This is a genomic window from Neobacillus sp. NPDC093182 (genome assembly GCF_044754045.1).
This window is the reverse complement of the sequence record NZ_JBIVOI010000014.1, coordinates 25,799-49,669: the sequence shown is the minus strand read 5'-3', so window position 1 is coordinate 49,669 and position 23,871 is coordinate 25,799. Positions and strand designations below refer to the sequence as shown.

The 23,871-nt window shown below is 36.5% G+C and carries 25 protein-coding genes and 3 pseudogenes; 6 read left to right on the top strand and 22 right to left on the bottom strand.

The annotated features are described in order from the left end of the window. Nucleotides 1–22: 22 nt before the first annotated feature. The 4 genes and pseudogenes from ACIQAA_RS22970 to rpmG form a co-directional block, all read right to left on the bottom strand. The gene (locus tag ACIQAA_RS22970) at nt 23–349 is read right to left on the bottom strand and encodes an antibiotic biosynthesis monooxygenase family protein (protein WP_402624155.1); all 327 of its coding nucleotides are present in this window, start codon (nt 347–349) and stop codon (nt 23–25) included. An 82-nt stretch (nt 350–431) separates the two neighbouring features. Further along, nucleotides 432–728: an AbrB/MazE/SpoVT family DNA-binding domain-containing protein gene (locus ACIQAA_RS22965; RefSeq protein ID WP_402624152.1), complete on the bottom strand. Its 297-nt coding sequence runs from the start codon at nt 726–728 to the stop codon at nt 432–434. Nucleotides 729–855: 127 nt separating this feature from the next. Further along, a pseudogene (locus tag ACIQAA_RS22960) lies at nt 856–2,060 on the bottom strand (GTP-binding protein). 117 nt (nt 2,061–2,177) lie between these two features. After that, the gene (rpmG, locus tag ACIQAA_RS22955) at nt 2,178–2,327 is read right to left on the bottom strand and encodes a 50S ribosomal protein L33 (protein ID WP_221831072.1); all 150 of its coding nucleotides are present in this window, start codon (nt 2,325–2,327) and stop codon (nt 2,178–2,180) included. A 232-nt stretch (nt 2,328–2,559) separates the two neighbouring features. Between rpmG and ACIQAA_RS22950 the strand changes: the two genes are divergently transcribed. The 3 genes and pseudogenes from ACIQAA_RS22950 (at nt 2,560) to ACIQAA_RS22940 (ending at nt 5,686) form a co-directional block, all read left to right on the top strand. After that, nucleotides 2,560–3,576, top strand: a complete 1,017-nt coding sequence (locus tag ACIQAA_RS22950; RefSeq protein WP_402624149.1) for a metal ABC transporter solute-binding protein, Zn/Mn family — start codon at nt 2,560–2,562, stop codon at nt 3,574–3,576. A gap of 162 nt (nt 3,577–3,738) precedes the next feature. After that, nucleotides 3,739–4,720, top strand: a pseudogene (locus ACIQAA_RS22945) (permease). A gap of 12 nt (nt 4,721–4,732) precedes the next feature. Continuing rightward, a complete protein-coding gene (locus ACIQAA_RS22940; protein ID WP_402624146.1) occupies nt 4,733–5,686 on the top strand; it encodes a TIGR03943 family putative permease subunit in 954 nt (317 codons plus the stop codon). A gap of 133 nt (nt 5,687–5,819) precedes the next feature. Here ACIQAA_RS22940 and ACIQAA_RS22935 read toward each other — a convergent pair whose 3' ends face one another. From ACIQAA_RS22935 to ACIQAA_RS22915, 5 genes are all read right to left on the bottom strand, one after another. After that, entirely contained in the window at nt 5,820–6,782 is a 963-nt protein-coding gene (locus ACIQAA_RS22935) for a LacI family DNA-binding transcriptional regulator (protein WP_402624144.1), read from the bottom strand. Between the two features lie 398 nt (nt 6,783–7,180). Then, nucleotides 7,181–7,450, bottom strand: a complete 270-nt coding sequence (locus tag ACIQAA_RS22930; RefSeq protein WP_402624142.1) for a hypothetical protein — start codon at nt 7,448–7,450, stop codon at nt 7,181–7,183. A gap of 3 nt (nt 7,451–7,453) precedes the next feature. Further along, nucleotides 7,454–7,843: an SHOCT-like domain-containing protein gene (locus tag ACIQAA_RS22925; RefSeq protein WP_402624139.1), complete on the bottom strand. Its 390-nt coding sequence runs from the start codon at nt 7,841–7,843 to the stop codon at nt 7,454–7,456. Beyond that, nucleotides 7,840–8,214: a DUF2089 domain-containing protein gene (locus ACIQAA_RS22920; protein ID WP_402624138.1), complete on the bottom strand. Its 375-nt coding sequence runs from the start codon at nt 8,212–8,214 to the stop codon at nt 7,840–7,842. Before ACIQAA_RS22920 ends, ACIQAA_RS22925 begins: the two co-directional genes overlap by 4 nt. Before the next feature lie 268 nt (nt 8,215–8,482). After that, nucleotides 8,483–8,776: a hypothetical protein gene (locus ACIQAA_RS22915; RefSeq protein ID WP_402624136.1), complete on the bottom strand. Its 294-nt coding sequence runs from the start codon at nt 8,774–8,776 to the stop codon at nt 8,483–8,485. 618 nt (nt 8,777–9,394) lie between these two features. Here ACIQAA_RS22915 and ACIQAA_RS22910 point away from each other — a divergent pair. From ACIQAA_RS22910 to ACIQAA_RS22900, 3 genes are all read left to right on the top strand, one after another. Beyond that, the gene (locus tag ACIQAA_RS22910) at nt 9,395–10,132 is read left to right on the top strand and encodes a phosphatase PAP2 family protein (RefSeq protein ID WP_402624134.1); all 738 of its coding nucleotides are present in this window, start codon (nt 9,395–9,397) and stop codon (nt 10,130–10,132) included. Between the two features lie 160 nt (nt 10,133–10,292). Then, nucleotides 10,293–10,967 carry a serine/threonine protein kinase gene (locus ACIQAA_RS22905; protein WP_402624131.1) on the top strand — a complete coding sequence of 225 codons (675 nt, stop codon included), beginning with the start codon at nt 10,293–10,295 and terminating at the stop codon, nt 10,965–10,967. A 161-nt stretch (nt 10,968–11,128) separates the two neighbouring features. Then, a complete protein-coding gene (locus tag ACIQAA_RS22900; RefSeq protein WP_402624128.1) occupies nt 11,129–11,503 on the top strand; it encodes a hypothetical protein in 375 nt (124 codons plus the stop codon). A gap of 238 nt (nt 11,504–11,741) precedes the next feature. On the opposite strand, the gene ACIQAA_RS22895 is transcribed toward ACIQAA_RS22900, so the two are convergent. From ACIQAA_RS22895 to ACIQAA_RS22835, 13 genes and pseudogenes are all read right to left on the bottom strand, one after another. Further along, nucleotides 11,742–11,936, bottom strand: coding sequence for a hypothetical protein (locus tag ACIQAA_RS22895; RefSeq protein WP_402624126.1), 195 nt, complete (start codon nt 11,934–11,936; stop codon nt 11,742–11,744). A 360-nt stretch (nt 11,937–12,296) separates the two neighbouring features. Next, a complete protein-coding gene (locus ACIQAA_RS22890) occupies nt 12,297–13,193 on the bottom strand; it encodes an alpha/beta hydrolase-fold protein (RefSeq protein WP_402624124.1) in 897 nt (298 codons plus the stop codon). Beyond that, complete coding sequence (locus ACIQAA_RS22885; RefSeq protein WP_402624122.1) at nt 13,148–13,414, bottom strand: chitobiase/beta-hexosaminidase C-terminal domain-containing protein; 267 nt, start codon at nt 13,412–13,414, stop codon at nt 13,148–13,150. The genes ACIQAA_RS22890 and ACIQAA_RS22885 overlap by 46 nt, the downstream gene beginning before the upstream one ends. A 46-nt stretch (nt 13,415–13,460) precedes the next feature. Continuing rightward, the gene (locus ACIQAA_RS22880) at nt 13,461–13,772 is read right to left on the bottom strand and encodes an AtuA-related protein (protein WP_402624119.1); all 312 of its coding nucleotides are present in this window, start codon (nt 13,770–13,772) and stop codon (nt 13,461–13,463) included. Further along, the gene (locus ACIQAA_RS22875; protein ID WP_402624116.1) at nt 13,753–15,090 is read right to left on the bottom strand and encodes an acyclic terpene utilization AtuA family protein; all 1,338 of its coding nucleotides are present in this window, start codon (nt 15,088–15,090) and stop codon (nt 13,753–13,755) included. Before ACIQAA_RS22875 ends, ACIQAA_RS22880 begins: the two co-directional genes overlap by 20 nt. 10 nt (nt 15,091–15,100) lie before the next feature. Then, entirely contained in the window at nt 15,101–16,399 is a 1,299-nt protein-coding gene (locus tag ACIQAA_RS22870; protein WP_402624113.1) for a CitMHS family transporter, read from the bottom strand. Nucleotides 16,400–16,792: 393 nt separating this feature from the next. Beyond that, complete coding sequence (locus ACIQAA_RS22865; protein WP_402624479.1) at nt 16,793–18,217, bottom strand: sigma-54 interaction domain-containing protein; 1,425 nt, start codon at nt 18,215–18,217, stop codon at nt 16,793–16,795. Nucleotides 18,218–18,432: 215 nt separating this feature from the next. Further along, nucleotides 18,433–18,752 (bottom strand): annotated as a pseudogene (locus ACIQAA_RS22860) (DNA polymerase III subunit beta); the annotation flags it as partial. 78 nt (nt 18,753–18,830) lie between these two features. Beyond that, nucleotides 18,831–20,084, bottom strand: a complete 1,254-nt coding sequence (locus ACIQAA_RS22855) for an ATP-binding protein (RefSeq protein ID WP_402624110.1) — start codon at nt 20,082–20,084, stop codon at nt 18,831–18,833. Nucleotides 20,085–20,290: 206 nt separating this feature from the next. After that, nucleotides 20,291–20,869, bottom strand: coding sequence for a thermonuclease family protein (locus ACIQAA_RS22850; RefSeq protein WP_402624108.1), 579 nt, complete (start codon nt 20,867–20,869; stop codon nt 20,291–20,293). 28 nt (nt 20,870–20,897) lie between these two features. Continuing rightward, nucleotides 20,898–21,329, bottom strand: a complete 432-nt coding sequence (locus ACIQAA_RS22845) for a hypothetical protein (protein WP_402624105.1) — start codon at nt 21,327–21,329, stop codon at nt 20,898–20,900. 60 nt (nt 21,330–21,389) lie between these two features. Continuing rightward, nucleotides 21,390–22,634: a replicative DNA helicase gene (locus ACIQAA_RS22840; RefSeq protein ID WP_402624104.1), complete on the bottom strand. Its 1,245-nt coding sequence runs from the start codon at nt 22,632–22,634 to the stop codon at nt 21,390–21,392. Beyond that, a complete protein-coding gene (locus tag ACIQAA_RS22835; protein ID WP_402624101.1) occupies nt 22,634–23,593 on the bottom strand; it encodes a DnaD domain protein in 960 nt (319 codons plus the stop codon). Before ACIQAA_RS22835 ends, ACIQAA_RS22840 begins: the two co-directional genes overlap by 1 nt. Nucleotides 23,594–23,871: the final 278 nt, after the last annotated feature.

Sequence of the window (23,871 nt, the reverse complement as noted above, 5' to 3'; positions counted from 1 at the left end):
TAGTTGGATAAGACCAGAATGATTACATTTCGTAATACTTATCCCTTTCAACCTTACAAACTCTTAGCGCGAAGCTCTTGTACCATTCATTTTTACCTCTATCTTGGGCAATTTGATGGGCTGAGTGTTCCTTCCAATTCTTAATAGCATCCAAGGAATCCCAATATGAAACTGTAATTCCTACCCCTTCATCACGAGCACTTTCCACGCCTAAGAATCCTTTTTGCTGAGAAGCTAACTCTACCATTTTTTCCGCCATTTTTTCGTAACCGTTATCACCATTAGTTCTCTGTGACGAAAAAATTACTGCATAATAAGGTGGTTCAGGAGTTTTTGCAATTCCAGTCATTTTCAGGTACCCCCAATTTCAATGATTTTAAAATTTTACTTTTTCGCACCCTATAGTTTAATTGCATTCTTTACAATCTCATTTAACCTGTTAAATCAGGAATAAGGCTTACCCGTTTTTCCTTTTCATCGATTGTAAAAGTAAAAACTACATCTGTGTTGATTTTATTTAATCTTCTTATTTCTGCCGGTATATGAATGGTTCCTTTTTGATTATAAGTACACTTATTTTCTTTTTCAAACCCTGCTTTACTTGTTAATACGATTTTTTCACCATCTATAAATATATTGATCATGTCACCTACTTTAATATTTAATATTTTAGTAAGAGTTTTAGGAATGTATAATTCTCCAGTTTTTCTTAATTTTACTTTATACAATTCGATCCCTCCCTGAGATGTTTTGATTGGCTAGATGTAGGCATTCTTTATCAAGAATAAAATGGAAAGGGCGGGCTCTAAAATAAAATCAATGAGCCTACATTTAAATATTGTAGGCTCGTTCATTTTATTTAACTGCTGTAGTAATATTCCATACGAAGGGGTCACCCATTTTATTCCAATCTTGTAACATCTCTTCTTCTGTCAATAAACAGCGATCTAAAGAAGCTTTCACAACTTCTTTATCCATGTGGATTCCGATCACAACGATTTCATTTTTCCGATCTCCAAACTTTTCATCCCAATCTTCTTTCACTGTCGGGTCTTCTTCAAAATATTGGGCTTGTTGCTCTGGGGACAAGGATGCGATCCAATAAGCTACCGGATCTAATTGCACCGATGGACCTGCTTGGGAAAATAATAAAGCTACGTCATTCCTTGGTTGCGCACCATACGATTCCTTTTGCCCGCACAATTTCTTCTGGCATTTCTTCCACCCAGCGATTGAACCTTGCAGAATGAAATGGGACCGAACTTCTATAAACGAAGGAGCTGATTCCATACTCTTCCGTTTCCGGAGTATGCTCAGGCGCTTCCAATTCTTTAACCCAGCCGGCAGATTCGCTTGCGGCTTGAAAATTAAACAAACCGGTATTTAAAATCTCTGATGGATGAATATTCCCCCTAATGGAACGATGAAACTTCGCTGCAGTCTGTAACTTTCTTAAAAAAACCTCCAGTTGAATTAATTGTTCCTCTTCAAGCAAATCGCATTTATTAAGGATTAAGACATCACAAAACTCAATTTGGTCTATTAATAAGTCCGCAACACTTCTTTCATCCTCTTCACCTACAGCCTGGTTTCTTTCCAGAAGGAGATCTCCTGAGGCAAAGTCATGCCAAAACCTGTTTGCGTCAACAATTGTAACCATTGTATCGAGTTTTCAATGTTTTGTAAGATCAATCCCCAACTCTTCATCTATGTAAGAAAAAGTTTGTGCAACAGGTACTGGTTCACTTATACCTGTTGATTCAATCACAATATAATCTTATATTTCCAATCTCGACCAGTCTTTCCACTTCTTTTAAAAGGTCTTCTCTTAACGTACAGCATATACATCCATTTGATAGTTCCACAAGCTTTTCTTCCGTTCTGTTTAACCCCCCTCCCTGTTTTACCAATTCTGCATCCACATTAATTTCACTCATGTCATTGACAATTACAGCAACTCTTAATCCATCTCGGTTCTGAAGAATATGATTTAGTAAAGTGGTCTTCCCTGCTCCTAAATAGCCGCTTAAAACAGTTACCGGAATTCTTGTATCTTTCATGATCAATCTCCCTTCTGTTATTCACAAACAATAATCATTACGATTTAAACTTTATACATATTTTAATTAACTTGAAATGACTCAGGCAGTAAAGGACATTTATACTACGCCATTTTCTTACTTTGTTTCTCTATGTATCGTATAGCGTTTCAACCGAGGAGAATATTTCTTTAGTTCGAGTCTATCCGGATTATTCCGCTTGTTCTTCGTTGTAATATAATTTCTGTCGCCAGTTTCTGTACATTGCAAAGTAATTTTTACACGCATTTTACTTTCCTCCTAATTTTTCAACCTCAAATCAAAATGATTACGATTTGCACTTTACCCCAATTTCGCTTTAATGTCAAGCGGCAGAACGATAACTTCTTGCCCAAAAAAATAAATCGAAATGATTCCTAAATTCATTTACAAACGCATAGTTTTATTTTAGAATGTAAAACGTAACAATTTCGTTTTATTGCATTCTATAAAAATTTAAATATATTAAAGGAGTAATTCTATGAAAATATCTTCACTTATATCTACCTCTGCTCTAACTTTAAGCCTTTTGTTAACTGGTTGTGGATCCAAAGAAGTTGTAACAACTGAAGAAAATAAAGAAAAAAACTCTCTAACAGTCTATACAACCATTTATCCGCTTGAAGATTTCACTAAAAAAATTGGCGGAAGTTACGTCAAAGTAAAAAGTATTTATCCTCCAAATGTAGACGCCCATTCCTTTGAGCCTTCTACTAAAGACATGGTTGCACTTGCCAATTCGGATTTATTTATCTATACAGGAGTTGGAATTGAAGGATTTACAGAGGAAGCTGCTGAAGCCTTGAAAAAGGAAAATGTTGAAATTCTTCAAGCGGCGGAAGGAATAGACCTCATTGAAGCCACTCATTCTGAAGAGGAACACCATGAAGAGGAAAGTACACATACGGAGGAACATGCTGACGAAGGTGAAACCGGCGAGCCTGCTCATACGGAAGAAGAACATGAACATGGAGACGTGGATCCTCATGTATGGTTAGATCCCTTACTTTCTATTGACCTGGCAAACAACATTAAAAATTCATTGAGTGAGGTAATGCCTGAACATGCATCAGAGTTTGAAGCAAATTTCAATCAATTAAAAAGCGATCTCGAAAAATTGGATCAAGAATTTGAGCAAACAGTCGAGGGCTCGAAAACGAAACATATATTAGTAGCTCATGCTGCCTATGGCTATTGGGAAAAGCGGTATGGCATACTAGAAATTCCTATAACAGGCTTATCACCAACACAGGAGCCTTCCCAAAAAGAATTGCAGGAAATCATTACTGAGTCAACAGAACACGGCATTCGGTATGTCATTTTTGAGCAGAATGTATCTCCAAAGGTAGCAGAAGTCATCCAAAAGGAAATAGGGGCAGAATCTCTTACTCTTCATAATCTGGAGGCTTTAACAGAGGACGATATCAAGCAAAAAGAAGATTACTTCAGCATTATGAGACAAAACTTAGCAACCATCAAGACTGCATTGAACGATTAACAATAACAAAATCAACTACACCTTTGTCCACTTACATCCCTGCCTGCTTTCCTACGGCAGGGATTTTCTAGTAAAAACTATTATTTATTTTACTCATACTCTATTAACTGCGAAATATATTTATGTAGAAACAAATGACTTAAATATAATCGGGAGGTTACCATGATTCGCATTCTTCGGAGTAATATTATCGATATTACAGGTTTTTTCATGATTGGACTTGCTCTATTACTTCTTTCTTTCAGTACCCAATTTAAACTTCCATTGACTCTTCCATCGTCCCTATTAAATCTAAACACCATATTTCTCAGTCTTTTAATAGAAGCCCTTCCTTTTGTATTAATAGGGGTTCTCATTGCAGGTTTTATTCAAATCTTTGTTACCGAGGATCATATCCAAAGATGGATTCCTAAAAACAAAGTAATGGCTGTCATTGTAAGTTGTATTGTTGGGGCGCTTTTTCCTGCCTGTGAATGTGGAATCGTTCCAATCGTACGAAGGCTTATCGCGAAAGGAGTCCCGATTCATGCAGCTATTGGCTTTATGTTAACAGGTCCCCTTATCAACCCTGTTGTCATTGCCTCTACCTACATGGCATTTGGAAACAGTGTGAAAATGGCTGGATTGCGAATGGGTTTAGGTTTTCTTACAGCCCTTTTGGTGGCTTTTGCCGTAAGCGGGCTATTTAAAGGAAACCAACTAAAAGCACCTATAGCGTTACACTCCTCCCTTACACAAACGAAACATCAATCCTTCACCAACCGTTTTTGGTCCATGCTGACACATTCGATTGATGAATTTTTTGATATGGGAAAATATCTTGTAATAGGAGCATTTAACCTATATGCCGGCTAAAGCTTTATTAGAAACCGGAAATGGTCCCGCATCCTCATTACTTGTCATGATGGGGCTGGCTTATATTTTATCACTTTGTTCTGAGGCAGACGCCTTTATAGGTGCTTCATTCAGCAGTATATTTCCCCTCACCTCCATCCTTGGCTTTTTAATTTTCGGACCAATGATGGACTTAAAAAATACGATTATGATGCTCAGCGTATTTCGAATGAGATTTGTTATGGTTGTGTTGGCATTAATCATTTCAACTGTATTTTTTACATTAATGCTGGTACAGAACTTTATTTAAGGAGGTCAAGGCATGCAATTGCATTTTCAGCAGGCGTTTAGAGCATTTATTTTACTAGCTTTTTCAACCCTGCTCTTCAAACTTCATCATACCGGGGATATTTCCAAGTTTATTAATCCAAAATATGAAGTATTAAGCCAAATAGCTTCGATCATTTTTTTGATTTTATTTTTTATCCAAATTACTAGAGTATGGTCCACTCAGAAAAAAAGGCACCATGATTGTTATCACGATGACCATTCTTGTCACCACGATCACGGGGACACTCCTTTAAATACAAAAAAAGTAATCGCCTATTTAGTCATCATGTTCCCCTTGGCAACCGGATTTTTCCTTTCTCCCAAGGTGCTAGACGCCTCGATAGCCGATAAAAAAGGGGCCATGTTGATTTTGTCTAACCAAAAACAAACATCTCTACAACAAAAAAACACGGTAGGCGGCGAAACGTCACCACAAATGGACGAAAAAAATATAAACAGTCAGGAAGAAATCTCTGGAGATGATGGTCCTTCAGATCCTATTAATTTGGAAGATGAAAGGATAATTTCAGAGGAAGAATATAATGAGCTGGTTATACAGTTGGAACTAAAAAACACGATCGAGATGAACGATTACGTTTATGCCGCTTTTTACGATGAGATAGGAATGGATGTTGGTAAATATAAAGGGAAAAAAATTAAATTAAAAGGATTCGTTTATAAAGAAAAGGAATTATCCCAAAACCAGCTTGTCATTTCCAGGTTTTTAATCACCCATTGTGTTGCTGATGCCAGCATAATCGGATTCCTTTCCGAATTTTCTGAGGCTCCATCCCTTGATAATGATACATGGATTGAAGCAGAAGGTGTGTTAGATGTGACAACCTACAACGGGACTGAACTGCCGCTTATTAAAATTACAGGCTGGAAGAAAATCAATGAACCTGAAACACCTTACCTTTATCCAATTAGTATAAAAATCATGTAAGAATAAATAAGAAGCTGGAAAAGTATATTTCAGCTTCTTATTTATTCTTACGATATCTAATTAGACTGCCCTAGCTCAACAAGGATTTTGCTTATTACTCATAATCATAGTCACCATTAAATCCCCAGTAATATTATACAGTTTGTCGTTCAATTAATTTTACATCTATCTCTTCGTGAGAATTATTTCTGCTGTCTATTGCTTGAAGAAATAATTTTTCCCCTATTTCAACCAAAGGAATTTCGAGTGTTGTGATATGCATAATTTTTGCAATCGGATGGTTATCGAATCCCATTATAGCAAGGTCATCAGGTATTAATATTTCTTTTTCCTTGCAGTAGGTTATCATTCCAGCAGCAACGATGTCACTGGTAACCAGCAGGGCTGTTGGCGGGTTGTCCATTCTCGTTAATTGTTGTACCACTTTTACCCCATCTTCAAATTTGAGACATTCATAAAAGATATAATCAGGGTCAAATGACAGGTTGACCTTATTCAAAAAATCTCTGTAAGCCTTCTCCCTTTGTTTACTATTGGTTCCTGATTTTCTTCCCACACAATAGCCAATTTTTTGATAACCTTTATTATACAGATACTCTAATGCATGGAAAAAACATTTATAATGGTCAATGAATGTTGAAGATACATTTCTACCTCTCGAATCTTCGCAAAAAATGATGGGACCGTATTCCACATATGCATCTATAACATCCCATCCGCAACTTCTTGAACAGATAATAAGTGCATCTATTTGCTTATGCTGTAACATCTCTAACGCTTCAATTTCTCTATTTTCTTCGTAATTGGTTTGAAATAGAACCAACTTGTAATTGTTTTTCACAGCTTCTTTTGCAATCCCTTCAACAAGCAAGCCAAAATAAGGATGATTGGTAAATGGAATGACAACCCCTATAAGGAAAGTCTGTCCTTTGCTTAGATGAACCGCATTTATATTTCGCTGGTAATTGTATTCCTCCACAGCCCGAAGAACCGCTTCCTTTTTTTCTTTACTTACATATGGATGATTATTTAATACACGAGAAACGGTTGTAACCGATACTCCTGCTACTTTTGCAATATCTTTAATATTTGCCAATGTGATAACTCCTTAAAAAACTTTTTCTTGCTATGATACGCGTTTCATACTTTACACTGATTTCGTAATGAATAAAGGAGGGTCCTAAGATGTCCATTATAATAGGTATTTTGTGCTTACTATTCTTATGTAGTTCTGTTCTGATATTATCATCATTTCCAATTTCTCAGTACAAAAATAAACATCCTTTAAAAAAGAAATCTTATAACAAGATCAATGATTATTACAACAGTTTATTCGATGTATATTAAGCAGCACCGATTTGAAGTGTTCTACTAGACTGGAACACTTCTTTTTCCTGCAGTTACGCCTACAATCCCACGCAGAATCTGATTGATTAGAAAAAGACGCCTTCTTATTCGTGAAAGCGCCATTAAAGAATTTATTTGAAGTTTTATTTAAAGCTTTACTTCTACCTCAGTTCCATCCTTTAAAATCGTTTCAACAAGGACCACTCCACTGTACTTAGATAATTCCTGCAACACCGGCTTCAAATCTTTTCTTTCAATTTCCGGGAAGATGAATTTGCTGCCATCCTTTTCAATTGCTTTATTTATTAAGCGATTAATCTTTTTTGATGTAATAATCAAACTAACCAAATTTAAAACACCATAGGGAACGGGAATGGAGAATCGTTTATCTTTTACTTTCACCTTGACCTTTAACATAATCTACTCAATCACCACAAAAACTTTATCCCCATTTGCAGAGGTGATGTTAACAATCTCTCCGTCCAATTCATTTTCAATGGCTTCAATGAGCAGGTCAACGTTAATATCTTTTACATATTTTTCAGCCTCAGGTATCTTTTCTGCAATATTGGTACCCACTTTTAGAACAGCCTTTACCAGATTAATCGGTAAATTCACATTTACATTATCACCTTCTTGAGAGGTCACACGAATCTTTAGCATTTTAGTTCCATATGGGGCTTCTTTCTTTATTGTCACTGGCCCTGGTTGATCTTTACCTTGTAAGATTGTAATTAATTCACTTGCCTTTTCCTTATCAATCTTACCTTCCTCGACCAGCGTTAAGACTCTTGAAATTTCGTCCTTCATGATTCTTCCCCCTCTTTTAATAACTGAATGGCTTTCTCAGCCGTAATTTCTCCTTTTTCCAATAACGATACAATTTTTTTCTTATCGACTTCTGGTTTCTTTTGAGAGGAATATCCCAGAGCAGAGATGATTTCATCTAATTTTCCTCTGACAGTCGGATAGGAAATGCCGAGCTCCTTCTCGACCTCTTTGATATTTCCACGGCATTTAAGAAAAATCTCAATAAACTGCAGCTGTTCCTGACCGAGAGCTGCCAGTCTTGAAACTTCAAATTCATTTTCTACCGTTGTCTGGCAATGATTACACTGTAGCTTAGTAATTTTAAGCGCCTTGCTGCAAACAGGACAACTAGTGAGTAAAGGATACGCCATACTGTTCTCCTTTCTTTTATTTAATCATATCATACAACATTACTTTTAATTTTCAAACAAAAAACTTAATAATATTTATAAAAATTTATATTTTTATTTAAAAAGTTAATTTTAATATTAAATAAATTAACCAACTAATCCTTTTAAGTCAAAAAAATGACCCAATGGAGAGTCACGGGGTCTTTGTTAGTTATACAAATTAAAATATTCTTTCATTAAGCCAAGAAAACTAAAAAAGGATGTCCAAAAGCAATGCTTTTGGACATCCTCATTCAAACTGATTATCATCTGTACCAGAGTAAGACTCTATCGCATTTTGAAGAGCATTGTAAGCTTGACCGAAGGATGCGGCAGAAGAAACATCTCCTGCATTTTCCAAGGCCACAATCGAATTTCTTGCCTGCGTTACTGCTGTAATACAGTTCTCAATCATATTACCTTTATCACCATACTGTTCTCTAGCAGCCTGAAGCTGCAGGAGGCATTGATCTAAATTGTTGGATTGTGGATTATCATATGCCTTTTCTAATTCCTCTTTCACTTGCTGTAAAATTTGCTTCATTATCTGTCCTCATTCCATCAAAATTAATAACATATGGTATTTTGACCCAGCTATCCTAAAAATATTCGAGAGAAAAAGTAAAGAATAATAATAAGGAGCGTCTTCGGATAGAACTATTACTCTGGGGAAGGTTTTTCATTGCCAATGGCTTGGAGTTGTTTTAATATTAGGTGGAATGAAAGCGGGAAATCTGAGGATATTTAAAAAACTAAAATAAAGTCATTGTATTTGGAAAGAGAATCTACCTTATAAATTGGTATTTTTTTGCGGTATTTAATCGTAAAAAAAGCCTTTTTTACGGAATTTCTGCTTCGTCGGTAATTAGGAGTTAATACAGATCTTTTGACTTTCAACTGTTTTAACGTTACAATAGTTATAATTTAAATGAACGTGATTCTCCAAAGGGGAGTAGCTTTAATAACAAAGTCGTCATTCCGGGATGAGAGTCCCCGGCTTTGTTGGCAATGTCAATTGCTAGCGAGACCTTTACCAGTATAGTTGGTAAAGGTCTCTTTTTATTTTTAGACCTTTACTACAACAGTAAAGGTTTTTTCACTTTCGGGAACGTTATTCATTTATATTTTAAAAAAACATATTCATAGATAGGAGTGAAGTATATTGTTTCAAAAACGTAAAGAGGCTATGTCTTCCCCCCCCTATGTAGCTATGTGGGCAATTACTGGCCTGTTATTTTCTACTATTTGTTTATACATGTTTAGTAGTTTATCAACTGATTTTATAGAAAAGAAGCCATTCCTATTTGATCAGCACGTTATTGATACGATTAGCTCTTATTCTTCACCAGCAATGGATGGATTCATGCTGTCTATGACGGAAATGGGCTCCAAGTTTATGCTTGGTCTTCTTCTCGTAATTAGTATGATTTGGCTATTCGTGAAACGTAAAGATATTTGGGGAATGCGATTGTACTTCATTACTGTAGCAGGCGGAGGTCTATTAAATCTTTTGTTAAAGAACTTTTTTAAGAGAGAACGTCCCAACATCAATCGAATCATCGAGGCGGATGGATTCAGTTTTCCAAGCGGGCATTCCATGGGCAGTATGACTTATTACGGGTTTTTAGGCTATTTAGTTTTGCGAAGCAAACGAAAGCCTCTTTCTAAGTTAGGCTTGGGAATTTTTCTCTGTCTCGTTATTTTACTAATTGGTATCAGTCGAATTTACCTGGGAGTGCATTATCCTTCTGATGTGCTGGCAGGATTTATAGCTGGAAGTGTTTGGCTGGTAGTATGTATTTCTTTACTAGAAATCATCTATTTATATAAACAAAACAGACATAAACTTACCAAAGGAATAAATGAGAAAACGGAACTATCTCAATTAGATAACGGATGAAATGAACGATATTGATTGTAAAAGGTTTTGGCGCCATCTAGGCAGCAGGAAAACGTAGTGGAGTACACAAGGTATATAGACTATCGATTATATAAGCATTTGAAGTGGTAGATAGGCTCCACTAGCAAGTATCGATAAACCTTCAAAGGAGTGAATAATCATGAAAGAGGATTGGATAATTGCGGATAAAGATTTATCAAAAATCTCGATTTCATCAAACCCAAACAACGAGCCTGTTTCGATCCATGGATCCTCTGATCATTTAAGATGTATTGGTATAGGGACAGATGCAGCTGTATTTCAATCCCTTGAAAATCAAAACTATGCATTTAAAATGTATGCGGATGATAAAATCGCTAAAATTCAATTAGAAAAGAAAGTCTATGAAATATTAGGTGACTCTCCCTATTTTTCAACATGTTTTGGTTTCAAAGATAATTACCTTGTTCTAAATTTCGAGGAAGGCATCACTTTATATGATTGTTTACTTCAAGGTATACCGATTCCAAAACAGATTATTAAAGATGTTGACCATGCAAGGGAGTATGCGCTTCAAAAAGGATTAAATCCTCGTGACATTCATTTGAAAAATGTTTTTCTACAAAATGGGAGAGCAAAAATAATTGATGTTTCCGAATATGTTCAACCCGGAAATGATTTAAGATGGGAGCATTTAAAAAATGCATATGATCAGTATTACCATTTAATTGAGGGGAAACCCATTCCACTCAGATTAATGGAAATGATTCGAAAAAAATATAATCAGAGGAATCATTATTCTACCTATGCTGAAGAGTTTATTGGTCATAAATTTCTTACAACGTTTTGGAAATAAGAGGATCAGTATTTATATGTAATTTAGGTTTTCAGCCACCGGGGGATTTTACTACCAACCGCTGCAATCCCTTAACGCTTCGCTTGCGATCATCTTTTTTATTTCAATTCCTCTGGATTGGCAGCTTATTTGATTTTGTTTTTTATAAAAAGAAATCCACAATGGGGAAGGTTGTTTCAATAGCTATTCTGGTGATTGGTTCCATACTTGCTTCAAGAATTATCGCTGCAGGAAGCGGGAAAATGACGTGGCAACGAACACTTTGGGGGAATGCTTTTGCGATAACCTATACCACTTTTATCTTTCCTAGCAGTAGTATGGAGAAAGATACACCGGTTGTGCAAAAAAGTGCTCTATTTACCACTGGGGGGCATGATTACCGTTTTCGTCCTGAGTCCGCCAACGGAGTTACTACATTTACCAGTATTAATGGAAATTTCACCGTAGGTTTTTATCTCATAATAATGTCGTGTTTAGAAAGTTTTATAAACGAACAACCAAGCAATCATGCCTTACAGCAAATGTACGATGATTAAGAAATCAGCATAGACCTTTAAAGTGTTGGAGCACAGGAAAATTAGAGGACAAAAAAGGTGGAGTCTTATTCTCCACCTTTTCCTCTAATAGGTTGCGGCACCAATCAACCTCTTAGTACAATCATATGAGTTTTCATAATGTAGAATATTTCCTAATGTTTGACCATCTTTTATTATTTCAATATAAACTATCCCCCCTTTTAATTATCAATAATAAGAATTCCATTAAAAGGTGATTTTAATCTACTACTTGCTTAATTTGTATTAAAAATTGCCAAACTTTCTCAAAATCCTTTTGTTTACGATAATAAGTTCTAACTGCAATACACAAATACTCTACATCATGCATAATTGCTGCTTGAAATAAGTCCTTTAAAATTTGAAAGTTATCTACTAATTTACCAGCTTCAACCTCAATTTGAGTTTTTTTCAAAGCATCTGCTTCAAATAAACTCAAATTTTCCATTACGTACAAATAATACAAGTACTATATTTTTATCGATATCTCAATTACTTTTCTCGACTTGATATTGATGAGTTTCCAAGTCTTTAGAAATTACGACTAAAACATCATTTTAAAAAGTTTAATCCTGATAGAAAAGGATCATATAGAGTTGCGGACAAAGCCTTCATGATAGCTTTGTCCATTTTTCTTGCTAACCATCTTTTTGACTTCTACGAAGATTTTTGGTTCATGTGACCTTCTTGCGGTACACTTTTTCGACTTCTGCAAAACTTTTTCGCACGCTAGACCTTCTTGCCATAGGTTAACCTTTGTACGTCTCTTTGAGAATTAATTAGAAGACTTAGATTGTTTATATACCCATTCAATCATTTCTTTATTTTCATATGCAGGAATCCAGGATGCATGGTTATAATTCAGCTCAGAAGGATACTCAGTGTAAATCGGGTTTCCTCCGGTATTCCTCAAAGCTTCTATTGCATTTCGTGAGAAGGAAACAGGGATTACTGCATCATCTTCTGCGTGAAAAGCCCAAATCGGTTTATTTGTAATGGAATGTACCTTATTTGGATCCGCACCCCCAGCAATTGGGACCATTGCAGCAAATAAATCAGGATAAGCGATATTCAGATTAAAGGTACCAAATCCACCTTGAGATAAACCTGTTGAGTATAGGCGGTTGCTATCAATATTATAATTATCTCTAATCTTCTGGAGTATTTCGTACGCCTTATGCAAATCACTTGAAAACTCAAAAACCCGGCTTAAGTTTACGATATTATTAGAATCCCGCGTAACCGTAAATCCACCATCAGGAACATTCCTTGCTTGAGGTGCCAGTACAAATGCTGGATGCTTTGCTTGGTTCTCAGGTGCTGCCCAAACGACCGCACCATCATTAGCTGTTATGTGCCTAATATTATCATCACCACGTTCTCCCCCACCATGTAGGAATAATACAAGTGGATAAGATTTAGTTGGATTATAATTCTCTGGCACATAAAGACGATAAGGCATAGACTCGTATTCAAAACTCAAAAATTTAGAAGCAAGTGCTTCTCTTGTCACAAAGGTATATGAGAACGTAGCTATATCACTTTTCGTATTCCCATTACTAACTTCTAAAGCTTGACTGCTAATATCTCCTCTAATTGCAATCGCTTTAATCGTTGTATCATTTTTTATTGTAATAGGCTTAGTGAATAGAATACTTTCTTTTGTAGGCATACTTCCATCGAGTTATAGTAAATGCTTACACCCGGTGTGGAAGAACTTAGTTCTACTTTTTGCTCCATAAAATAAGAACCTTCTGCTAAAGAAGAAACTGGTGGAGCAACTTCTCCCTTGCTTTTAGTGTCTTTTGCAAAGGCTGTTATCGATAATCCAGGTAGAATCAGAAAAGCAAGCAGAACAGCACCTATTATTTTTTTCAGTTGAATTTTACTCATCGAATCATTTCCTCCTATTACGTTTTTTGGGAACCAGCTTTAGAATTTAAAATTCTATTTCCATCTCCAATAAAGCATAACTTAAGCTTTTCCCATGAGTATCCGCGCTTAATGAAGTCGTTACTCCTCCCAGTAAAGCCTGATGACATACGAATTGTAGTGCAGCAATATTTGGAACCTCATAACGGATTACATTTCCTTCAACAATTTCCCTTAAATGCTCTTTCACTTTTTCGGCGGTAACTTTTTCACACAGTGCTTGATAATCTTGTTCATTATAAGGAATAAGCGACAACATTAAAGTATTTCCTTTGTCCCCAGCACGGCTGTGAGCTACTTCATACAATTTTTTCTTCATTCTTTACACTCTCCCTAATAACAACAGACGTATTTATTTTGTCACGTGAGATCAAAGTAGACACAATGCCAATTACCTCATTCGTATACTTACTTGCCCCTCCTCCCCCTGCAGGTCCGTTCGTATAGAGTGCTTCAACTTCTTCCCCAATTTTTGCCACATTTTCTATCGTTTGGGCTTTCCCGGCGACTCTTAGCCTTATCTCATAAGGAACTACATTATGACTAAACGATGTTCGATGAACTGAAGTACTTCCTATGTAATCAATTCGAAGATCAGAAAAATCATCCTTTAGTCTTTCATACATAACCTCACCGGCCAGTTTTGCTCTACCCAACGCATTCATTCCAGCGTAAGAAATTTCACCCTCCCCGATGTATCCGGCATGGTAACCCACACTAACCTTCAGAGTGTCCGATTTCTTTTTACCAGTACAACCAGAAACCTCTATGGTGTCAGGAGCTATCTCTCTCAAACGGACCGTTGTAAAATCTGCAATTACATCTGGTGTCATATATTCATTCGGATTCGTTACTTCATAAAGGAGTTGTTCTTTAGCGGTCGCTAACGAGATGATTCCTCCAGTTCCCTGTACTTTACTGATGATAGCGGTTCCATCACAATCAACATCAGCATACGGAAATCCTATATGAGCAAAGTTTGGAACGTCTTTTTTCCCAGGATCAGCAAAATATCCTCCACAAATTTGACTGCCACATTCTAACAAGTGACCCACTACTGTCCCTTGTGCAATACGATTTGCATCATCCAAAGACCAACCATAATAATGAAGCATTGGTGCGACAAATAAAGAAGGGTCGGCAACTCGTCCTGTGATGATGACATCTGCACCTGATTCCAAAGCAGGCAATATCGCCTTAACACCCAGGTATGCGTTTGCCGAAATTAGCGGTCCAAATGAAGATAATGGTTTATCGACTTCTAGTGCGTTTTCCTCGAGATTAATAGAGTGGAAGACATCATCTCCTGTAACTGCCGCCACTTTGACTGAAACTCCGAGTTTTCTTGCCAATTCTACAATCTTTTCAGCTGCCCCAATAGGATTGGCTGCCCCCATATTCGTTATAAGACGAACTTTATTTTTACTGATGACAGGCAAAAGGAGCTCCATTCTCTTTTCCAATAAGGGATCATACCCCAACGAAGGATTTTGAAGTTTCCGTTTTTGGGCCAAAGCAATGGTTCGTTCAGCTAGACATTCCAATACTAGATAATCTAGCTCTCCGTTTTCTGCTAAAACAACTGCCGGTTCCAATCGATCTCCTGAAAATCCTGCTCCAGAACCGATTCTTATCATACATATCACCTCAAATAGATATAGCTCCAGTTAATAGAGCAATTATTGTCATTACGATTGTTGTTGCAAAAGCCCATTTAAATATAAAACGCTGATGCTCTCCTAAATTCACTCCTGATAATCCAACAAGAATAAAAGTGGACGCAGTTAGAGGGCTTAATGGAAATCCTGTTGTCATTTGGCCAAGTATCGCTGCCCGTCCAATTTCAATAGGGTCAATTCCAAAACTAATAGCCGCTTCACTAATGACTGGCAGAACACCAAAATAATAAGCATCTGGAGTAAATACAAGACTGAGAGGCATACTCGTAATTGCTACAATTAACGGTAAAAACCCTGCAATTTGTTCAGGTATAACGGAAACCATCGACGATGCCATTGCATCAATCATTTTCGTTCCTGTAAAGATACCCGTGAAAATACCTGCAGCAAAAATCATTGTTGAAACCATTACAACACTACCTGCATGGTTAGACAGTCGTTCTTGCTGTTCTTCTAACTTTGGGTAGTTTATAAGTAATGCAATAACAAATGCAACAATAAATAGGACAGGCATCGGTAGCCATGCCATTACCAAAGCAACAAGAAGTAAAATGGTTAACATTAAATTGAACCAAAATAGTTGTGGTTTCCTGCCTTCAATTGCAGCGGCATGTTCGGACATAAAATCCTCATAATTGCCCTTTGTATCACTAATTCCGAGCCTCGCACGCTCTTTTTTCCCAAGCCAAAACGCTGAAAACAATACCCATACAATGCCTCCAATCATCGCAGGAAGGACAGGATTAAATAAATGTGCAGAATCTGTATTAAGCATTGACATTGCTCGTGCCGTAGGACCACCCCATGGTGCAATATTCATAACACCTGCCCCTAACGCGACGACACCAGATAATACGAGAGGATTCATATTTAGCCTCTTATAAAGGGGAAGAAATGCCGTAATGGTTATCATAAATGTAGATGCACCATCGCCATCCAATGCAACAAGCATGGTAACAATGGCTGTACCTATGACAATCTTCAGTGGATCTCCTTTAACAATACGAATCATTCGAGAAATAATTGGATCAAAAAGTCCTGCATCCATCATCAGTCCAAAATACAAAACAGCAAATGCTACCATAATTCCCGTAGGTGCAACTTTTTGAATTCCTTCAAGCATCATAGGTCCAAGTTCGGCACCAAATCCACTAATCAGACCAAAAACAATCGGTACAAGTACAAGAGCTATAATGACAGACATCCGCTTCGTCATAATTAAGAAAAGAAATGTCCCAATCGTTAGAAAGCCTAATAAAGCTAACATCAAATCCCCCCCAATTTCCTTTTGATTACTGACCTACCCCTTTGTCCAAAACTCCTGCTAATAATAAACCTCCTAATGATACCCCCTTTTCAAAAACTATTAAGCTACTTATCTTTAATACTTGCAATTAGCGTGCCAAAAAATGTGATTATATCACTTAATGTGCCATTATATATTCAAAATCCCCTTATTTTTACGCGTTTTACTTGATAGGTAAAAAAATAAAAAATAGAGAGCGCTATCAAACTAGGCACTCTCTCACTTTGTATCTTATTGAAATTTCTAAATTTTTAGAAAAGAATATCAATAACTGATTTAACTTGTTATCCACTGTTACAGTAATATTCCTGATTTCTAATATTTTAGAATTAGAATGAACAAGATTCTAAAACATTAGAAATCTATCTTATATCGTTTGAGTTTGTTGTATAAGGTAGCGAGTGAAATCCCTAACGATTTTGCTGCCTTTTTCTTTTCCTCAATGTCGCTGCCAAATCTCTTTAATGTTTCAATAATAAAATTTCTTTCCGTTTCCTCCATTGCTTCTTTTAATGATTGTATAGTCGAACTATTCTTTGAATCATATATGTTGAAATGCTTTTTTGTAATACGTTCAGGCAGGTGTTCAATCTTTATCTCCGTTCCCTCTGCCATACAGGAGGCATAATCAATAACATTTTTTAATTCGCGTACATTCCCCGGCCATTCATACTTTTCCAAGAAATTCATGGTTTCTCTGCTAATGGTATACTCATTTGGGGAGTTTTCGATTGATAGGTTCTCTTGGGATGAACGAAGCATCGAATGGATAAGGTCAGATATATCTTCCTTACGCTCCCGTAAAGGAGGTATTTGGAGAGTGATAACATTTAGTCTGTAGAATAAGTCTTCTCTGAAGTGAGTCTTTTTGACCAACTGCTGCAAGTCACGATGGGTTGCAGCGATAATCCTTACATCTATGCTCCTTTCATTTGTTTCTCCCACTCTACGAATTTTTCTTTCTTGCAGTACCCTTAACAGTTTTGCCTGAAGATCATAGGACATATCACCTATTTCATCGAGAAAAATAGTTCCGTTATTCGCCATCTCAAATAGCCCGATTTTACCGCCCTTTTTAGCATTGGTGAATGCCCCGTCCCCATAACCGAATAGCTCGCTCTCTAAAAGAGCCGATGGTATCGCAGCACAATTGACAGGGATAAAAGGTCGATTTTTCCTGCTACTTTCATTATGAATAGCTTGAGCAAATAACTCCTTTCCAGTACCACTTTCACCTGTTATGAGGATGGGCAAAATCGAACTCGCTACCCTTTCTGCCACATAAACGGCTTCTTTTAGACCACCATTTCTTCCAATAATTTGGTTAAGTGTGTACTTTGCTTGATAAAGAGAATCTATTTTATTTTTTAGTTGATTTATTTTTTCCCTGTTTTTCTTCAACTCTATGGATAGTTTATGTACTTCAGTCAGACTTTTGCAGACTGATACAGCTCCTATGACTTTATCGTTTATAATAATTGGCGCCATATCAACAATATATTCCCGTTTATCAGTTTTCCGATAAACTCCCACCCTGCACTTTCTATCTATTAATATCTCAGGTAGCTGTGCACCTGGTCTATATTCTCTCAACTTTTTTCCAATGATATTAGGGGTCACACCTGTAATTTGTGTATACTCAGGGTTGATAAGTCTTACAAAACCCTCATGATCGATGACTAGGACTCCATCATTAATTGAATGGACAATAGCCTTCCACCATTCTATCTGTTTTTCCAAAGGAAATTCTGTATATTGATTCTTCATTATTTCAAGCATAAATTTCACTTCCATTCTCCATCTAGTTGCCAATACATGCAACGACGACATTTTGCTTATCAAGGGCTGGCTTTATCCATGAGATTGGTCCTTTATTAGTGGATTTGGACGGGTTACCACCTGACTTATCCATTATAAAGGACTTTTTCTTTTCACAAAATAAAATTATTGAAGATTTCGAGTATTTTTAATAGTGAATTTAAATTAAAGACCAGCTATGTACGCACTGGTGAAATAAGATGAAGATAAGAAGAATTGTCTATAGGTTCAATTAAGACTGGTCTCATTGGACCGCCAAAACTTAATTTTATCTCTTCTTCTTTTATTACTTTTAAGGCATCCATTAAATATCTTCCATCAAGTGAAATACTTAGTTCACTCTCTCCTGTAATCTCCTTTATCATTTGGGTTTCTTCTATTTTCCCTATTTCAGAAGCCTGAGAGGAAATTTTTATTTTTGTATCCTTAATTTCTAATTTTACATTATTATTTTCCCCTCACCTGCAAAAAGACAAGCTCTATCAATACCCTTTAATAGCTGATTTGTGTTAAGCGTTATGATATTAAAGGTGCTAGAATCCATCCAATATGTGGATGGCACCTAGCACCTTGTTCATGAAGTATAAATAGGAAGTGTTATTCTTATCGTTGTTCCTTTATTTAAAACACTATTTATCTTAATTTTCCCATTCATTGTCTCTATTGTTTTTACAACAACCATTGAACCTAATCCAGTCCCCTTTTCTTTGGTGCTGTAATAAGGTTCGCCAAAACGGTTTATTTGTTCTTTGCTCATTCCAACACCGTTATCGCTTATCTCGATAATGATATCGAATTTACTCACGAGTGTAACTAAACTAAGCTCCCCACCGTTTGGCATAGCCTCTATACTATTTTTAATCAGGTTTAAAAAACATTGCTTGAAATGTTGAATATTTCCGCGTGTAAATCCTGGCACTAACTCTTCTGATATCTTCACCGAATTCATATTGGCCAATGGTTTCGTCATTTCAATAATACTTCTTATTTCACGATCTATTAAAATAATACCTATATCTTCGGTTGCAGGTTTTGCATATGCTAAATAATCACTAATAATTGTCTCTGCAGAATTAAGCTCTCTAACCACATGTTGAAAGTACTGTTCTCTAACTTCTTGAGAAAGGTTAGGGGCTTTTAGGAGATCAATAAACCCCTTTACAACTGTTAAAGGATTTCTAACTTCGTGGGAAATACTCGCTGCTAACTGGCTAACAACTTCCATCTTTTCTAGCTTTGCTATTTTTGACTTTATACTAATTGCGTCACTTAATATTTCTATTATATATACAACGAAAAACATGACTACTGGAGGAAGGAAAATAAAATAAAACATATACGCTTCAGTCACCCTAAATGAATCAGATATGATAACAGCTATAGAAGTTGTTAGTATTCCAAGACACAAAGATAACAGAACTGAGAAAATAAGCTTATTTTTTCTATTGAACATGATGAACTTTTTTGAGAAAAGTGCCGTTATAATAAAGATCACGATATAAACAATAAGAGTTAGAGAATTGAATCCATAAATAAAAAATCTAATCGCCAACGAAATTATCAACAAGGCAGCCCCGACAGGCCATCCGCCATAAAGTATACCAATTAAAAAAGGAATTTGCCTTAAGTCATGTACACAATATTCATCAATATAAATAGGAAATTTCATACATAAAATACTTGGTAAACTCATGCATGCTGTAATAAGGGTTTTTTGATAATTTTTAAGCGTTTTAAAATTATCAATTAAAACGAAGAAAACAAAAATACTTACTAAAATGTAAAACAAGTTATCTAGAACATTTTGATTAATATAAATGAAGTCCATATTTGATATCCTTTGTCAAAATTTATTAACATATTTAATTATAAGGGATAAGTCCTATAAAAGAGAGCTTTTTTTAATTGCACTAATCTATACCTGGCATGATTGGGAAAGGTATTTTTAAAGATACTGCTTTATGAACATCTGAAATTGCCTTGCTAAAACATTCATTCTCTATTATAAATTCAATCTAAAAATCTACCCATTATTTATTTGTCATGCAAGCACCCATTAAATCCCCAGTTTGTCACATAATGCAACCTGGTCCAAATGTTAATCTTCTCCCTTTTTGCTAGATTTTCCTCCTTCCTAAATGTTTCGAGGTATTTATAGGGTGGATTCATGATATACGCCACTCGTGCGTACCCCTCTCTTAGCAGCGTTCCTTGAATCAATTTTCCATCGATAAAAACATAGGCTAACAGTCGTCCGTAGGCATCTCTTGTGTTTCCCTGTTCAAACTCCAAGGTTAACGTTCCGCTTTTTACGAGCTCGCTATTCCGTAAAAATGCTTCCTTTGCATAGAGTTGGACACATGTTTTTGGATTTTTTGACTCTGGTGTATCCATCAACAAATAGCGAACCGTTTCCATTTTTCCGTTTACATTCACTTTAATGGTATCGCCATCGATGATATATACTAACGTAACAGGTACATCACTTGCTTGATTTTCAGTCACCTGAAGAGTGATCTCTTGTGCAATTTCTTCTATCTGCGATGGCATGGAATAGAATGCTATAGAGGTAGTTGCTGCGATCATGGCGATAGCTCCCGTTCGTTTCCTCATAAATCTTCCCCCTTGCCCTTTCAAGTTACTACCTAGCATATGGCTTGACATAAAACCCCGCTATAGCAGGAATAGACTTGCATTCCTTCCTCATATCCCGAAACGAAATTACTTCATTCCCTCTAGCAAACTGAAAATCTAGTGGATATTCGTGACAGTTCAATGGGGTTTGATGAAATGCTTTGGTATAGAACTGGATGGCCTCTTGCTGGCTGGCTGCATAGATAAAAACAAAATCCTTCTGGTTCATTTTCAAAGAGTAGATGCGAATTTTATGTATCCCTAATACATTGTTTTGTATCATTTCCCTTACTTTCAGATGATTCGCCTGTTCTAAGTCTATTTTGGACATATCGTCATCCAATGAAATCTTCTTCTCTAAGAGTAAGTGATGGATGTAATGGGCCAATGCAGTTTCTTCAAAACGTAAACTATCAAGGTAAGCGTCTTTTACAATCATGTGGATACACCTCGGTAATTGATTTTTTAATGGCTATTGAAAGTTTCCTAGGGGATGACTCTATTCCTTGTGGTCCTCAATCCTTCCCGTATGCTCGTTGTAATTTACAGCGATGGTTCCGACTGGACCATTTCGGTTTTTCGAAACAATGATTTCAAGGCTATGATTCTGAGCTTCCTTTTCATAATACGATTCTCGATACAAGAACAAGATGACATCTGCATCCTGTTCTACACTGCCCGATTCCCGAATATCAGACATCATCGGTCGTTTATTAGCTCTTGATTCAACCGATCGATTCAGCTGCGCCAAACAAATAACAGGGCAATCAAAATCCTTCGCCATTGCTTTAAGAGATTTGGATATTTCTGTTACTTGTAGATGGGAATTCCCTCCGTAAAATTGACCAGAATGGATTAGTGTTAGGTAATCGATAAAAAGGATTGGTTTCTTCTGTGGAAATTGATTCATCATTTTTCTCGTTTTCGCTCTCATTTCCGCTATTGTTTGTCCAGACCCATCAAAAATTTGCATATGCGTTTCATTGAGATCTCCAATCACATCCGACCATTTATTCTTTTGCTTTTCATTCAGCATTCTTTTTGGATCCCGCATTTTTCCACGGTTAAATCCCCCTGTCGAAGCAATTAATCGGAAGGTTATCAGCTTTTCAGGCATTTCCAGGGAGAATACAAGTGGCAAATAACCCGCCCAACCCGACATTTTTGCAAAATGAAGCATGACGTCGGTTTTTCCCATTGAAGGTCTAGCTGCTAAAATTGTCACTTCCCCATCCTGAAAGCCCCCTGTCACTTCGTCGAGCTTTTTAATGCCGGTTGTTGCACTTCTCAGCGTTAGTTGATCCTCCCATGGTGCCTCATAGATATCTGATAACGCCTCCTTTAAGGACGTGTGATCATCCATCTTTGCTTGGTTAATTTTATCCAATTCACCAATAACCTTAGCAATCTCCCAATCATTCATGGCTGCAAGAGTTAATATATTTCTCTTTTCCCGTTCCTTCCACAGATCAAGAATGAGCTTCTCCATCCCGTCAAATTTCTCCAGATCTGCATACGATAACAGCTCCGAAAGGTAAGACATTCCACCTAATGAATTAAGGTCGGGTAAAGTGGTAAACGTGATCAAATCAATATTTTTACCGGCATGGGTTAACTCTAGCATTCTTCGCATGATTTCTTTATGCCGTGTACTCTCTAGCTGTTCAGGCTGGATTACCGTATCCTTAAGCAAATATTCCGCCTTCATCAAGCTTCCTAAAAATGCTTTTTCTGCTATACTCATCACTCTTCACCCGCCGTAAGATCAAGCTCAAATCCAGCTGGTATCGCTCTTCCTGCAGGAAATGTTTGTGTTGATTGCTTATGTTTTAGAACGGGCCTTTGGTTCTCATGGTAGGATTCAATTTCTTCAATAGTCAGTAAAGATTCATTTTCCCAGTTTTTCAGAATCCCAACCACATAGGTCAGCCTTCGCTTGTTATTGGCACACGCAATATTCATGGCTTTTAAAATCATCTCTTTCGGCTGTAAAAAACTAGAATCATCCAACCAAGATAATAGCTGCTGTTTCGCATTCACGTTCGTAAAACCAAATCCATTCGCATCCCAAAACTCGATAATTTCTTTCACATCTTTTTGATTTTTCTGTAAGGGATTCCCCATGTCTGAATGATTCTCTATATCTAGATAAAGAGCCTTTTGATGTTGGTTTTCTAAGTGCCCAGTAGGAATTACATCTTCAAGCTCTTCAGAATCAGTGTCCAAATATGTATGGTCTTCCTCTTGATCGATATCTTCCTGGTCGATAACCATTGTTACTTGCTCACAAAAAGATATATACAAACTACGAATTTCCTGTTTCTGAATCGGTTCCGACACATATTGAATCAGTGAGGTATCCTCGACTTCCTTTAATTCACTAAAGATACAATCCATGACTGGTTTTCCTGCTTTTTGCAGGTTATCTTTCCCCCAGTTTTTAATCGCGAGTTCTCTTGTCTCTGGATTGTAACGAATCACCTTGTGATGGTGGATGAATCGTTCCATTAACGAATTAACACCCTCAATCGAATAGCCTAGATCAAATGCAATTTGTTTTTTGGTAATCTTATAGATTCCAATTTGAGTCGTATTTGAATTCGTAAGGAGATAAAGGTAAAAATACTTGTCCTCCGGGGTCATCTCTTCCAGAACAATCGGATTCTTCCAAAAATCAGTACGTACCATTCTATACTTTGCCATCTTCGATCACTAACCTTTCTTCACTTAAGAGTACTTTCACCCTTTATATATAGAAAAAGGAAGAAAACGGACAGGGTGATTTTCATCTAGATGTGAATAGTTTGTGACAGTACATTATTAGGTTCCTATGACTGCTCTTTTAAGCTCTGGAACCCTTGTGTGAAAGATACGACAACTTCTTCTACTAATCTGGATTTTTCTCTATATTTGGGTAAAGATCTTCTTGTTGTTGTTTTTCTTTTTCTTTTTCTTTTTCTTTTTCTTTTTCTTTTTGTCCA